13 protein-coding genes are annotated in these 15,106 nt (G+C 45.2%); 6 read left to right on the forward strand and 7 right to left on the reverse strand.

Annotated features, from left to right (window positions below):
• Positions 1-22: 22 nt before the first annotated feature.
• Positions 23-259, reverse strand: coding sequence for an FmdB family zinc ribbon protein (locus ACMXYU_RS09815; protein WP_415891008.1), 237 nt, complete (start codon positions 257-259; stop codon positions 23-25).
• A 158-nt stretch (positions 260-417) separates the two neighbouring features.
• On the reverse strand, positions 418-864 hold the full coding sequence (locus ACMXYU_RS09820) for an HIT domain-containing protein (RefSeq protein WP_415891723.1): 447 nt from the start codon (positions 862-864) through the stop codon (positions 418-420).
• A gap of 135 nt (positions 865-999) precedes the next feature.
• Between ACMXYU_RS09820 and ACMXYU_RS09825 the strand changes: the two genes are divergently transcribed.
• The 4 genes from ACMXYU_RS09825 to ACMXYU_RS09840 all read left to right on the forward strand — a co-directional run bounded on the left by ACMXYU_RS09825 (position 1,000) and on the right by ACMXYU_RS09840 (position 4,251).
• On the forward strand, positions 1,000-2,130 hold the full coding sequence (locus tag ACMXYU_RS09825) for a GNAT family N-acetyltransferase (protein ID WP_415898508.1): 1,131 nt from the start codon (positions 1,000-1,002) through the stop codon (positions 2,128-2,130).
• Positions 2,131-2,169: 39 nt separating this feature from the next.
• Positions 2,170-2,658, forward strand: a complete 489-nt coding sequence (locus tag ACMXYU_RS09830) for a DUF1353 domain-containing protein (RefSeq protein ID WP_415898509.1) — start codon at positions 2,170-2,172, stop codon at positions 2,656-2,658.
• An 80-nt stretch (positions 2,659-2,738) separates the two neighbouring features.
• Positions 2,739-3,221 (forward strand): hypothetical protein, encoded by a 483-nt coding sequence (locus ACMXYU_RS09835; protein WP_415898510.1) that lies wholly within the window; start codon positions 2,739-2,741, stop codon positions 3,219-3,221.
• 58 nt (positions 3,222-3,279) lie between these two features.
• Complete coding sequence (locus tag ACMXYU_RS09840; protein ID WP_415898511.1) at positions 3,280-4,251, forward strand: GGDEF domain-containing protein; 972 nt, start codon at positions 3,280-3,282, stop codon at positions 4,249-4,251.
• Positions 4,252-4,310: 59 nt separating this feature from the next.
• On the opposite strand, the gene ACMXYU_RS09845 is transcribed toward ACMXYU_RS09840, so the two are convergent.
• From ACMXYU_RS09845 to ACMXYU_RS09865, 5 genes are all read right to left on the reverse strand, one after another.
• Entirely contained in the window at positions 4,311-4,922 is a 612-nt protein-coding gene (locus ACMXYU_RS09845; protein ID WP_415898512.1) for a Yip1 family protein, read from the reverse strand.
• Positions 4,923-5,416: 494 nt separating this feature from the next.
• Entirely contained in the window at positions 5,417-8,314 is a 2,898-nt protein-coding gene (gcvP, locus tag ACMXYU_RS09850; protein WP_415898513.1) for an aminomethyl-transferring glycine dehydrogenase, read from the reverse strand.
• A 181-nt stretch (positions 8,315-8,495) separates the two neighbouring features.
• Positions 8,496-8,885, reverse strand: a complete 390-nt coding sequence (gene gcvH / locus ACMXYU_RS09855; protein ID WP_415891729.1) for a glycine cleavage system protein GcvH — start codon at positions 8,883-8,885, stop codon at positions 8,496-8,498.
• Positions 8,886-8,921: 36 nt separating this feature from the next.
• Entirely contained in the window at positions 8,922-10,226 is a 1,305-nt protein-coding gene (gene glyA / locus ACMXYU_RS09860) for a serine hydroxymethyltransferase (RefSeq protein ID WP_415898514.1), read from the reverse strand.
• Positions 10,227-10,261: 35 nt separating this feature from the next.
• Positions 10,262-11,572, reverse strand: coding sequence for an L-serine ammonia-lyase (locus tag ACMXYU_RS09865; protein WP_415901113.1), 1,311 nt, complete (start codon positions 11,570-11,572; stop codon positions 10,262-10,264).
• Positions 11,573-12,395: 823 nt separating this feature from the next.
• Between ACMXYU_RS09865 and ACMXYU_RS09870 the strand changes: the two genes are divergently transcribed.
• Together ACMXYU_RS09870 and gcvT are read left to right on the forward strand one after the other, a co-directional pair.
• Entirely contained in the window at positions 12,396-13,781 is a 1,386-nt protein-coding gene (locus tag ACMXYU_RS09870; RefSeq protein ID WP_415891731.1) for an alanine/glycine:cation symporter family protein, read from the forward strand.
• A 204-nt stretch (positions 13,782-13,985) separates the two neighbouring features.
• Positions 13,986-15,101 (forward strand): glycine cleavage system aminomethyltransferase GcvT, encoded by a 1,116-nt coding sequence (gene gcvT / locus ACMXYU_RS09875; RefSeq protein WP_415898515.1) that lies wholly within the window; start codon positions 13,986-13,988, stop codon positions 15,099-15,101.
• The last annotated feature ends 5 nt before the right edge of the window (positions 15,102-15,106 follow it).

Consider the following 15,106-nt stretch of genomic DNA (forward strand, 5'->3'; position numbering starts at 1 on the left):
TTAATACTTTTTCTATCCGGAATTAGCTGTCTGTACCTGACGAAGCACCGGAGCCACCCGCAAGATTTTTCTTCTTGCCGGTTTTAAAATCTGTCTCGTACCAGCCGGAACCCGAAAGACGGAAACCCGGTGCTGATACTTTTTTGGTCACTTCCTCACTTGCGCAGGAAACACATGCAGGCGCAGGCGCATCACTTTTAAGAACAAGTTTTTCAAACTCGTGACCACAGCTGTCACACTGAAAATCAAAGATTGGCATTGGAAATAAACCCGATCGAAACTTCCTAAACGCAGGAAGCATATTTTAAAAACGGCGGATTATACCTTATTTAAGCAGAGGGAACAGGCCCCAAATAGGATTGAGGCCTTAAAGATTTAAAATAGAGGTGACTAATTTTCAATGAAGCTTATTGAAGCTTATTCTTCCGGTACAAATTCCAGCTCGCCGGACATTAAAGCTTCCAGTTTTCGTCTAATTTCATGGATCTGTTCTGCAGTATATGGCTCCGCTGGCACCTTACCCCAAACAGGCCCTGGCCAAGCCTTATCAGTCTCATAACGGACAATATGATGGAGGTGTAATTGCGGCACCATATTCCCCAACGATGCTACATTCATCTTTCTAGCAGCAAAGCTATCAGCCAAGTTTGATGCTAAAAATGATGACTCTTTGATTAACTCGCACTGTTCATCATCAGAAAGATGATAGATTTCTGTCGCACCGGCACGCCTTGGCACCAAAATAAACCAAGGATAATTAGCATCGTTTAACAGCAAGAGCCGGCTAATCGGAAAATCCCCTAACACTATACAATCAGCAGCTAACTGCGGGTGAAGTTCAAACTCAAGCTCTAATTCATCCATCACAATACTCCTATCATCTTTTTTGGGGCCTTTATACAAAACAATGGCTTTGACACTGACATCCTTCTCAATTCAAATAGGAAACTAGTCGCCCCAACAGTATTTAGCTTAGCAACACAAAACCGAAGCCGCGATATGTTAGAGATAAAAATTTGCCATAAAATCAGTGAAATAGGCCCAGACACATGGAACAACCTCCTCCCGTCTGATTACCCTTTTTGCCGATACGAATTCCTCCACGCACTAGAAGAGTCAGGTAGCGTAAGTGCGAAAACAGGCTGGCAACCACTACACATCCAACTACAAGATAACGGTATAACTATAGCTATACTACCGCTCTATCTTAAGAATCATTCCTACGGCGAATATGTGTTCGATTGGGCCTGGGCCGAAGCATATGAGCGTTATGGCATGGATTATTACCCAAAACTCGTATCATCCATCCCCTTCTCGCCTGTGGGTGGGCCAAGGCTGTTGACGAAACAACCACTAGAACCTTTATTTGAGAACTTAAGCCAAGCCATCCCGCAGCTGTGCCAACATTTCAAAGCGAACTCTTGGCACCTACTCTTTCCATCCAAGATGGAAGCTGATTCACTCGATAATACAAGCTACATGATCCGGAAAGGCTGCCAGTATCAGTGGTTTAATCGAGACTATTCTTCCTACGAAGACTTCCTACAGAATCTAACGTCTCGTAAACGTAAAAACTTGAAAAAAGAGCGCAAAAAGATCGATGAGCAAGGCATCACTCATCGCCAGATTCAGGGCAAAGATATAACCGATAACGAAATTGACACCTTTTACGATTTTTACCGTTTGACCTATCTAAAACGCGGGCGAGAAGCCTACCTCAGCAAATCGTTTTTCACCCAACTAAAACAGACAATGCCCGAAAACCTCTTACTCGTTTTGGCTTACAAAGACGAAACACCCGTTGCAGGCGCACTGTCACTACAAGATTCCACCACCTTATATGGACGATACTGGGGTTGTTTTGATGAATACGACAGCCTTCATTTCGAAACCTGCTACTACCAGGGTATTGAGTATTGTATTAGTCTGGGGTTAAAGCGATTTGATTCTGGCGCTCAGGGGGAGCATAAAATACAGCGAGGGTTTACCCCTGTACCGACTTATTCGGTCCACTGGCTTAAGGAGGTTGGATTCAATCAAGCAGTGCAGCAGTTTATTGATGAAGAGACCTCTGCAATTGATGAGCAGATCGAGCAGCTGAAAAAGTATTTACCCTACAAAGGGCTATAATAGAAAAAGGATTTAAACAACTAGACAAGGAGTCATTTGATGAATATGCCAACTATTCGTCCCCTACCAATAAAAACCAAAAACGAATCCCTTCTTATTAGAATCCTACGTTGGATTTTTGCTGTACGAAAATGGGTGCTTACCGCTGATTGGACCTACACTATGCGCGACGGCACGACCATAGTGATACCCAAAGGCTTCGAATTTGACGGTGCCTCTATCCCCCGTCCTCTTTGGGCCATTCTTTCTCCTACTGGCCTTTTATTCCTACCGGGCTTAATTCATGACTATGCCTACAAATATGACCAACTCATCGGGATAGATGAAAACGGTAAACGCTATGCCTACAAAGCAGGCGCGGGGAAATCCTATTGGGATCGGGTATTTCGTGAAACGGGGATCGATATCAATGGCGTTGCAATAATCGACACACTCGCCTGGTTAGCCCTTGCCTTAGGCGGCTGGTACACCTGGAGGCAACACCGTAAAACCAATGCTCAACCCGTCATTGAACAAGCAACAGAATAATCCCTATAGGTAACATTCAAACCATTCATAGCGCATATAAGCAGTTGCGCTCTTTCGACCTTTTAAGAGCCCAATAATCTATGAATATCATAGAAAATACCCTCTATAACAAAATTAACACCCAAGCCGATTGGTTTGCAAAACATGCTGCTAGGCATAAAAAGATGAACCACACGCTTTGGTTTATCTCCTCATTCACATCGGTCGCGATTGCGATCTGCGCCAATTTCTCTTTCGAAATACTCAACCTTTCTTCAGACCAGCTCACAGCCCTTCTAGCTATATTTATCCCTGTCATTACCGGATACACGCTTTTAAGAGGCCCTGAAAATTTGTGGGTTATGGAGATAGAGATGAGAAATCGCTTATTAGACCTGAAAAGCAAAATGGAGCTAAAAGCTGAACGCGAAGGTGCTTTTGATCTTCAGATTAAACCAGCACCTACATTCAAGTTAACTGGCCCCTACATTGAAGGAAGCCAACAGCAAATGGCAGGAGATAAAAAGCAAATAAAACAGCCAAGACTAATTTATATTAACCGTTTGTTCAGAAATATCGTTTAGACTGCTACAATTAATAGAAACCTAACTCTCACGGGCCTTGTAGCGTTAAGTAGTATCTATGAGCGAACACCACCATATCAAACAAGCGTTTGAATTATCCGCAAAATTTCTTGCGCACAAGTCCTATAATTCTCTGACGCACGCCATTCTTCACTACTTCTGCTCATTGGAAGGTGTAGAAGACGCTGTATCTTACGAAATTTTCGGGGATTCTAATTCAGATACTGGCCTGTCTATACGCCGCTTCCCACTGACACTTGATGAATCGTTCATTGATCGACATAACGACCTCATGCTGAAAACACTACCTAAAAGCAAAGGTGGTGTTGCATGCATGAAGTTCAAAGGTGAAGACTATATCTTCTTAGATATCACCAAGGATGTTATTCCTAGACGCATAATCTTGATCACGGGCAAAGTATCTGAAGAAGATATGGTTTTGATCGAAGGCGTCTTCAGTATCTATGAGAAGCAAGTTGCATTATTAGATGCCAAAGAACGTGACATGCTGACAGGCTTACCAAATCGCCAAACAATGGAACTAAGCCTTAACGATGTCGTAGCATTTCACCGCGGCCATCAGAACAACCATATAAAATCATCTTGGATGGTTGTTCTGGATATAGATCACTTTAAAAATATTAATGATACCTTCGGCCATCTCTATGGTGATGAAGTTCTGCTTCACTTTGCAGAGCTGATGAAAAAAACCTTCCGCTATACAGACTTTCTGTTCCGTTACGGCGGTGAAGAGTTTGTGGTCATACTGAACAATGCCGATCACGATCAAGCACTCCAAATACTCGGACGCTTCCACAAAGCGGTTCAAGATTATACCTTCCCATCTGGGAAGCTAACCGTCAGTATCGGCTATACAGAGATAGACCCTGTAACACCACCGATGCTGCATTTCGAACAAGCCGACCGAGCGCTATACCACGCAAAAAATAACGGCAGAAACCTTATCGTACACTTCAGCGAAGTTAGCTCTCGAATTGAAGTGCCCGATGATGATGTAGAGCTTTTCTAAATATTCTTCCAAAACAAAAAGAGCAGCCTAAGCTGCTCTTTTTCATTTCAGTAACCGGCTCACCCAGAGATAAATACCGGTGCAAAACCTAGATTCCACACAATCACAGTACCTACACGAGTGATAACCAAATACACAAGCCCTACTGCTAAAATTGCTCCACAGAAGAAGAAAGCCTGATCTTTATCGATGCCCAGCACATGTGGCAAACCGTCGTAGATCAAATAGCCGGTATACGCAGCAGCTGCTAGGTAAACCAACATATTAGCCCATGGAACTGGGTATAAAGAGATGAAACCAGCCAAGAAAAGCGGGGTACAAGAATAAGCCGCTAGAGCAATGCCGTTTGCAGCATACTCATCATGACCACTACCATAAGTTTTTGACATCCAGTCAATCATCCAGCCTAAGCCAAATACACCAACAAGAATTGCTACATAAGTTAAGACGTTGAGCTGCAATGCACTGATTGCTGTAAGTTTAATCAACTCACCATCACCAACGCGCCAACCAAATTGAGTTGTTGATATGTAAGCACACACAGGTCCAATCAGTGCCAATATACAGGTATACGCCATGTATATACGACTAGGATTACTGTGCTCTTTTTTGATCAATTCCCACTCTGCATCAGGGTGGGTAAACATTCCGGGTATGTGACTCAGCAGCATAATGATCACCTCTTAGGCTTGTTATTTTGCGAGTTATTAGCTTTGAGTATCCTCTAGCTATTACGTTCCCAATGAAAAACAGATCATTTTTCATACAGTTATTTTAGTTGAGAACGTAGCCATTCACCGACGATGCATCTTGAAAATCTCTAAAGATACTTAGTGATCTGATGGATATTTTTAAAGATCAAAAAAAACGGGGCTAAATTAGCCCCGCAAAAAGCTCCAACACAAGGCTGGGAGCACACCAATTTCGAGTAGACGCCAAATCCACTCTAACGACCTATAAAATAGAAAGGTTGCAGTTACCAGATTCCCCCCTGGTAACTGCGGGAGTAACGGGTAATTCTGACGCTTTACCCGTTGTTCAGCTCTAGCCAGCACAGATTGGCTATCGCTGAATTAAACCAAGTGGATCTCCGGTTCACTTGGCTCAAGACCAATGGTTCGACTTTTTAACTTTGCTGCAGGAGCAACCCTGCAACAAAAGATAATTACTGGTCTTGATAAGCTTCGATACCTGGACAAGAGCAGATAAAGTTCCGATCACCGTATACGTTGTCGATACGGTTCGCTGTTGGCCAGAACTTGTTCTGACGAGTCGCTTCATTCGGGAATACTGCTTCTTCACGGCTATATGGACGTTCCCATGCAGCACTCATAATGTCCGATTGCGTATGCGGCGCATTGAATAGCGGGTTGTTATCCGCTGGCCATTCGCCGTTTTTCACTTTATTGATCTCTTCACGGATCTGAACCATGGCATCAATAAAGCGATCGATCTCTGCTTTAGATTCCGATTCAGTCGGCTCGATCATTAGAGTACCTGCTACCGGGAAAGACATGGTTGGCGCGTGGAAACCGTAGTCCATTAGACGCTTAGCAATATCTTCTTCAGTAACACCGCTTTCCTCTTTGATTGGGCGGATATCAACGATACATTCGTGAGCAACTTTGTTGTTGCGGCCACGGTAAAGTACCGGATAGTGCTCAGCCAATTTCTCAGTCATGTAGTTAGCATTAAGAATCGCCATCTCTGTCGATGCCTTAAGGCCAGACTTACCTAGCATAACGTTGTACATCCACGTGATCGGTAGGATCGAAGCAGAACCGTAAGGCGTCGCCGCAACCGCACCGTTTTCTGGATTTACACCTTCAACTGGGCTTACCTTGTGACTCGCTAGGAACGGTGCCAGGTGGCTCTTAACGCCGATTGGACCCATACCTGGACCACCGCCACCGTGTGGGATAGCAAATGTTTTGTGTAGGTTTAGGTGAGATACATCAGACCCGATTGCACCCGGCTTAGAGATACCTACCTGCGCATTCATGTTCGCGCCATCCATATAAACCTGACCGCCATTTTTGTGGATGATGTCGCAGATCTCTACGATATCTTCCTCATAAACACCGTGTGTAGATGGGTAAGTGATCATCAAGCAAGATAGATCATCTTTATGTAGCTCAGCTTGTGCACGAAGATCAGCAACGTCAACGTTACCGTTGTCATCACACTTAGTCACAATGATCTTCATATCCATCATTGCAGCAGAAGCCGGGTTAGTACCGTGCGCAGACGATGGAATCAAGCAAACATTACGATGGCCTTCACCAACAGATTCTTGGTACTTACGAATCGCCAATAGACCTGCGTATTCACCAGATGCACCTGAGTTAGGCTGCAAAGAAACTTTGTCGTAACCGGTAATTTCTACCAGTTGATCTTCCAGCTCATGTAGCATTTGGTGATAGCCCTGCACTTGGTCAGCCGGTGCAAACGGGTGAATGTTTGCAAATTCAGGCCATGTAACTGGGATCATCTCAGCTGTAGCGTTTAGCTTCATGGTGCAAGAACCAAGTGGGATCATGCCATGCGCCAAAGAGTAATCTTTGTTCTCAAGCTTCTTCATGTAGCGAAGCATGTCGGTTTCGCTGTGGTAGCTGTTGAACGTTGGGTGCGTCAGGATTGCACCTTCACGACGCATCTCTGTAGAGATACCCGTCGCTTCACCTGCAACAATTGCTGCATCTAGCGCAGCAACGCTTAGACCGTGATCGTCGCCAAGAATAACGTCTAGCAACTGCGCAACATCTTCAGACGATGTTGTTTCATCCAAGCTGATACCCAACTTATCAGAACCAACCTTGCGGAAGTTACAACCCGCATCGATCGCTCTTTGGTAAACAACCTCTTGAGTCTCAGGCAGAGAAACAGTCAACGTATCGAAGTAAGTATCATTGACCGCAACACCTTTCGCTTTAAGACCATTAGCAAGCACAGCCGTTAAACGATGTACGCGCTCTGCAATTGTCTTAAGACCTTCTGGGCCGTGATAAACAGCATAGAAAGAAGCCATGTTGGCAAGCAAGGCTTGAGCAGTACAGATGTTAGATGTCGCCTTCTCACGACGGATATGCTGCTCACGTGTTTGCATCGCCATACGCAATGCTTGGTTACCGTTTACATCGATAGATACACCGATGATACGACCAGGCACAGAACGTTTAAGCTTTTCAGATGCAGCAAAGAAGGCAGCGTGAGGACCACCAAAGCCCATTGGTACACCAAAGCGCTGAGAGGAACCTAGTACAACATCAGCACCCAGCTCACCTGGTGATTTAAGAAGAACCAAGGCTAGGATATCAGCAGCAACGGAAACCATTGCTTTCTGGCCTTTAGCCGCATCAATAATTGATTTGATATCAGTGATATCGCCGTAAGTACTTGGGTACTGTAGCTGAACACCAAATGGATCTGCCGCTTCAAGATCTGTTAGCGGGTTACCTACTACGATGTCGTAACCAAAGTATTCGGCACGTGTTTTGATAACATCCAGCGTTTGCGGGTGAACATCATCAGCAACAAAATAAGTATTTGTCTTCTTACGGGTGGAGCGTTTGCAAAGCGTCATCGCTTCTGCAGCCGCTGTCGCCTCATCAAGTAGAGAAGCGTTTGCCAATTCCATACCTGTAAGGTCCATCACCATCTGCTGGAAGTTAAGCAGTGCTTCTAGACGGCCTTGGGCAATCTCTGGCTGGTAAGGTGTATAAGCTGTGTACCAACCTGGGTTTTCCATAACGTTACGCAAGATAACGTTTGGAACCAAAGTATTGCTATAGCCCATACCAATATAAGATTTATTAACCTTATTTTTATCAGCTAGTGTTTTGATATACGCAAGCGCATCAGCTTCAGTCTTACTATCCGCCATATCTAACGCATCATCTAAGCGGATGGAATCTGGAACTGTCTGTGTAATCAGTTCATCCATTGAGTTAAGACCCAAAAAGGACAACATCTCCTGAGTCTGCTCACTATCTGGACCAATATGACGACGAGTAAAGTCAGTCGTCTGCTGAAGATCACTCAAAGTACGAGTTTCTACTGCCATAACAATAACCTGTGGTAACAGCTCGATTTAAATGTGTGTAACAGACATTTAAACCAAATAAATTTAAGGGTGCGAAGCAGTCCTGCACTACCACTTCGCCTTGCTAAAGCTAATTGGGGGACAGGGTCACTAGGTACTTAGGCTGATTAGACCTTTACAACATACCTAGCAACTCAACCAATTAAGCTTCTTCTGCAATCGTTGCTTCGTACGCTTCTGCGTTTAGAAGTTTCGCCAATTCAGATGAATCAGAAAGCTTAATTTTTACGATCCAGCCATCTGTGTAAGGCGCTTCGTTTACTGTCTCCGGTGCATCTTCCAAAGCTTCGTTTACTTCAACTACTTCGCCACTTACTGGAGAGTAGATGTCAGACGCTGCTTTTACAGATTCAACTAGAGAAAACTCTTCACCCGCTTCTACTGCGTGGCCGATCTCTGGTAGTTCAACGAAAACCACATCACCTAGAAGTTCCTGAGCGTGATCAGATACGCCTAGAGAGATAGTGCCGTCACCATTATCCAGAACCCACTCATGGCTTGGTGTGAAAAGGTAGTTAGATGGAATGCTCATATTGTTTTCCTATTGCTCATTCGTTACACAGGTTTATTAACGGTAAAGAGGGAACTTCTTGCACAGCTCTTCGACCTGCGCACGCACTTCCGCTTCAACTTTGGAGTTATCTTCTGGGTTAGCCACTAGACCATCCAATACATCGCTAATCAGGTTACCAATCAGCTTAAATTCTTCTGGACCAAAACCACGGCTTGTACCTGCTGGCGTGCCAAGACGAATACCAGAAGTCACCATTGGTTTTTCAGGGTCAAATGGGATGCCATTTTTGTTACAAGTAATGCCGGCACGCTCTAGCGCTTCATCTACGACATTACCTTTAAGACCTTTAGGACGAAGATCGACCAACATCAGGTGCGTATCTGTACCGCCAGTTACGATGTCGCAACCACGTTCAACCATAACGCCCGCAAGTACTTTGGCATTCTCTACAACGCGGTCGATGTAAACTTTAAATTCAGGCTGTAACGCTTCACCGAAAGCAACCGCTTTCGCTGCGATTACGTGCATCAGTGGACCACCCTGAAGACCTGGGAATACCGCAGAGTTGATCTTCTTACCTAAATCCAGATCGTTAGATAGGATCATGCCGCCACGTGGGCCACGTAGAGTTTTGTGCGTTGTTGTCGTTACAATGTGGGCATGAGGAAGTGGTGATGGGTGAGCACCTGTCGCCACTAAACCTGCGATGTGCGCCATATCAACAAACAGGTACGCACCTACTTTGTCAGCGATCTCACGGAAGCGTGCGAAATCGATCTGACGTGGAATCGCAGAACCACCTGCAATAATCATCTTAGGCTGGCATTCAACTGCTAGCTTCTCAATTTCATCGTAGTCAATACGGCTATCTTCACGAGACACACCGTATTGCACAGCATTGAACCATTTACCAGAAAGGGCTGGACGCGCACCGTGAGTCAAGTGACCACCAGCATCCAGAGACATGCCCAATACAGTATCGCCCGGCTGCAATAGTGCCAACATAACCGCGCCGTTTGCTTGCGCACCGGAGTGCGGCTGAACGTTTACGAATTCGCAGTTAAATAGCTCTTTTGCACGCTCGATAGCTAGGCCTTCAGCCTTATCTACGTACTCACAACCACCGTAGTAACGACGGCCTGGATAACCTTCTGCATATTTGTTTGTTAGTACTGTACCCTGCGCCTGCATTACGGCTTTAGATACAATATTTTCAGAGGCTATCAGCTCAATCCCCATCTCCTGACGATCAAACTCTTCATTTACTGCAGACAGCAGATCAGCATCGCGCTCTGCTAGGTATTGGGTAAAAAATGCTTCGCAAACAGCGTCGTTGCGATACAGATCACTGTGACTCATTATTTTTTATTCTCTTATTTTTTTATTACGAAGAATCAGCAGGCAACCACGTTTACGGCTAGCCCACCTTGAGAGGTTTCTTTATATTTATCCTGCATATCCAGACCTGTTTGACGCATCGTTTCGATAACAGAGTCTAGAGATACATGATGTTCACCATCACCACGAAGCGCTAGGCGTGCAGCATTGATCGCTTTCACAGCCCCCATGGTGTTACGTTCGATACACGGCACTTGCACCAGACCACCAATCGGATCACAGGTCAGGCCTAAGTTATGCTCCATGCCAATTTCCGCAGCGTTCTCGATCTGCTGATTAGTACCGCCCATCACGGCACAAAGCGCGCCGGCAGCCATAGAACAAGCCACGCCGATCTCACCTTGGCAGCCCACTTCGGCAGCCGAGATAGAAGCGTTCTTCTTATAAAGCATGCCGATAGCAGCGGATGTCGCTAAGAAATCGAAAATACCTTGTCGATTTGAACCCGGGACAAAACGGTCGTAGTAAGCTAGAACAGCAGGGATAACACCGGCAGCACCATTTGTTGGCGCCGTTACCACTCGACCGCCCGCTGCGTTCTCTTCGTTAACCGCAATAGCAAATAGATTGACCCAATCCATTACGGTTAGCTGATCTTTCAGAGCTGCTTCTGGGCTAGATTTGAGTTCTTCATAAAGCTCGTTGGCACGGCGTTTAACATGTAGACCACCCGGTAGCTCACCCTCTTCTGTACAGCCACGCTTAATGCAGTTATCCATCACCTGCCAAAGGTTCCACAGGCGCTCTTCTAACACGTCTTGTTCGGCCCAAGTCAGCTCATTGGCTAAAACGATTTCAGCAATGGTTTTGCCTTCACGCTCACAGACGTCTAATAGCTCAACGCCATTATCGAAGTGGAAAGGAAGCTTGAATTCAGGTTCTGCACCTTTCTCTTTACCTGCTTCGACGTCACTTAGTACAAAGCCACCGCCTACGGAGTAAAAGATGTTGTCGTGCAAAATAATGCCGGCTGCATCGTACGCTTTAAAATGCATGCCGTTTGGATGCTTTGGTAAGGACTCACCAAAGTTAAAAGGCAGATCCGTTTCAGGATTGAACGCAATCATGCGTTCGCCTGCCAAATTGATCTGCTTAGTGTTACGAATCTGATCAACGTAAACAGGCACTTTATCTGGATCGACTAGATCTGGCTTCTCACCCATTAGACCGATCATCACCGCAACATCCGTTGCGTGACCTTTACCTGTCATCGCTAAAGAACCGAACAAACCTACATGTACTGAGGCAACTTGATCCAGTTGATCACGCTCACGCAATTCATCTAAGAAACGATTAGCCGCAACCACTGGGCCTACCGTATGAGAACTGGAAGGGCCAATCCCTACTTTATATAGATCAAAAATACTTAATGGCACTGCGACCTCACTACAGCGGTCTTACCGCTCTTTTTATTATTTTATTTATCTACTCTTTAAACCGTCTCTTTGTACGGTTGCGGTGATAGTCCGCTTACTAAAGAGCTATATAACTTCGAACAAATTGATCACTAATTGTTCAAATACCGTCGATTTGATTTCAGACTAGCAGTGAGATTTTCCAAAATCAACAAAAAGTTTCCTATTGGAAACTTTTTTCATTTGAATCCAGTTTTATTGCTCTCAAATTCACCTTAAACGCTACTTGCTTCATTAAAGCCTATTCCTTATTTCATTGACGCAACCAACTCAACAGCGATAGCCCCTATGGATTTAAAGCTGTCAAAATCTAGCTAACGATCCTAGATTCATCATAGTAAACCGCCCTGCTGATAAGCTTTTTAGCCTACTTGTCCAAAATGAAAATTTTTCCTATAACGCCAACCAATTGTTTTTATTAGGCTTTATTCAAAAATTAAGAATTAGATAGATCTAATCAAATCTTTTTCAACATATTTTCGTTGAAATTAATTTTCCCTTACGCTAGCTTTGTTTCGTATTGGAAACTTATTTCACAAATAACCTTTCTTTTTCTTGAGTGGCAGATTCAAGCGAAGTAAGCGAAGCCAAAAGCTTCACCTTTTGTAAGTAAGCATGTTTGGAAATCTAAAAGCTCTGCCCTGGTGCTTTAAGAAGTTTTAAACAATCCAAGTGCGTTCAAATAAAAATAACAATCCGATTGGAGTCTAGGTTCATGGAAACATTAACCTCTATCATCAGCAGCATTAATGGGATCGTGTGGGGTCCTATGATGCTTGTTCTTATTCTTGGCGTTGGTTTATTCCTAATGCTGGGTCTACGTCTTATGCCTCTTCTTAAACTAGGTACGGGTTTCAAACTTCTGTTCGAAGGCCGTAAAACTAAAAAAGGAGAAGAAAAAGAAGGCGAAATCTCCCCCTTCCAAGCACTAATGACTGCGCTATCAGCAACGGTTGGTACTGGTAACATTGCCGGTGTAGCAACGGCTGTATTCCTAGGTGGCCCTGGTGCTCTATTCTGGATGTGGTGTACCGCACTGGTTGGTATGGCAACGAAGTTCTCTGAAGCAGTACTTGCTGTGAAGTACCGTGAAGTAGACGAAGAAGGCCGCCATGTTGGTGGTCCGATGTACTACATCAAAAACGGTCTTGGCGCTAAGTGGGCTTGGCTAGGTACTGCATTTGCAATCTTTGGTGCAGTAGCCGCTTTCGGTATCGGTAACACGGTACAGTCCAACTCTGTTGCAGACGTTCTAGAATCTAACTTTGGCCTAGATGTTTGGGTAACAGGCGTGATCCTAATGGTACTTGTTGGTGCCGTTTTGATTGGTGGTATCAAGCGTATCGGCGCAGTTGCTGGTTCTCTAGTACCTCTAATGGCAATTGCTTACCTAGGTGCTGGCCTTGTAGTACTAGCTATTAATGCTGAAGCAATCCCAGCAGCATTGGATCTAGTATTCACTCACGCATTCTCTCCAGCTGCGGCTGAAGGTGGTTTTGCGGGTGCTGCTGTTTGGGCGGCTATCCGTTTCGGTGTAGCACGTGGTGTCTTCTCGAACGAAGCGGGTCTAGGTTCTGCACCTATTGCCCACGCTGCGTCTCAAACAAAAGATCCTGTTCGCCAAGGTCTAATCGCGATGCTGGGTACGTTTATCGATACCCTAATCATCTGTTCGATTACTGGTCTGGTTATCATTACTTCTGGTGCATGGACATCAGGCGAGTCTGGCGCAGCACTAACGTCTGCAGCGTTCGCTCATGCACTTCCTGGCGTTGGTAACTACCTAGTAGCTATCGCTCTAGCGGTATTCGCTTTCACTACAATCATCGGTTGGTCTTTCTACGGCGAACGCTGTGTTGAGTTCCTATTCGGTGTTAAAGCGATCAAACCATACCGTGTTCTTTGGATTATTGCGGTGCCTGTAGGCGCAATCGTAAGTCTGGATTTCATCTGGCTAGTAGCAGATACGCTAAATGCCATGATGGCTCTGCCTAACTTGATTGCTCTGGCGCTATTGAGCCCGGTTGTCTTCAAACTGACTAAAGAGTACTTCGCGCGTAACGGTGCTCCAGTTGATACAACTGATGGTAAAAACGCTTAATCCTTAGCTTTAAAGCTAAAGATCGGATCACCGACGGTGGTCCGATCCTTTAAAGCCTGAACAATCTGTTGAAAGAGTTTTACCCCAATAGAGCTTTTCCATCAGATTGTACTTAAAGAACTGTAGTCAAAGAACTGCACCTGAAGAACACGAGCAACTTCGTAATTACGAAGGCTGCACAGAACAAGCATTATGGAGAACACAATGTCCGAACTGAGCAAAACACCTCTATATGACCTGCACATTGAGCTAGGTGGAAAAATGGTACCTTTCGCAGGTTTTGAAATGCCGGTTCAATACCCGCTAGGTGTAAAAAAAGAACACGTTCACACCCGTGATCACGCTGGTCTTTTTGATGTATCTCACATGGGTCAGGTTAAGCTAACAGGCGAAAATGCTGCAGCTGAGCTAGAGAAGCTAGTACCTGTAGACATTATCGATCTTCCAGCAGGCAAACAGCGTTATGCCCTTTTCACTAACGATGAAGGCGGCATCATGGACGACCTGATGGTAACTAACTACGGTGATCACCTTTACGTTGTAGTTAACGCTGCATGTAAAGATCAGGACATCGCTCACATGCGCGCAAACCTTGGCGAAGGCGTTGAGCTAGAAGTTCTTGATGACCGCGCACTGGTTGCACTTCAAGGCCCAGAAGCAGCACAAGCACTATCTCGCATCTGCCCAGAAGTTAATGAACTTGTATTCATGGACTCTCGTCACATCGCTATCGATGGCGTTGACTGCTTCGTAAGCCGTTCTGGCTACACAGGTGAAGATGGTTATGAGATCTCTATCCCATCCGCTGAAGCAGAGCGTCTATGCCGTCTATTCCTAGAGCAGCCTGAAGTTGAGTTTATTGGTCTTGGTGCACGTGACTCTCTACGTTTGGAATCTGGTCTTTGCCTATACGGTCACGACCTAGATCCAACAACGACACCAATCGAAGGCAGCCTTATCTGGGCGATCAGCAAGTGCCGTCGTGCAGATGGCGAACGTGCTGGCGGTTTCCCAGGTGCTGACAAGATCCTTGATCAGATCGCTAACAAAAACTACAGCCGTAAGCGTGTTGGCCTTATCGCATCAGGTAAAGCCCCTATTCGTGAAGGCGCTGACCTTGTTAATGCTGACGGTGAAAAAATCGGTACTGTTACTTCTGGCAGCTTCGGCCCGACAGTAGGCAAGCCAGTAGCTATGGGTTATGTAGAAACTGCTTACTCTGCACTTGAAACAGAAGTTTTCGCTCTAGTACGTGGCAAGCAGCTACCAATGGTGGTTTCTAAAGCACCATTTATTGAGCAGCGTTACTACCGCGGTTAATCCGT

The sequence above is a fragment of the Neptuniibacter sp. QD48_11 genome (assembly GCF_047778095.1).
Taxonomy (GTDB): domain Bacteria; phylum Pseudomonadota; class Gammaproteobacteria; order Pseudomonadales; family Balneatricaceae; genus Neptuniibacter.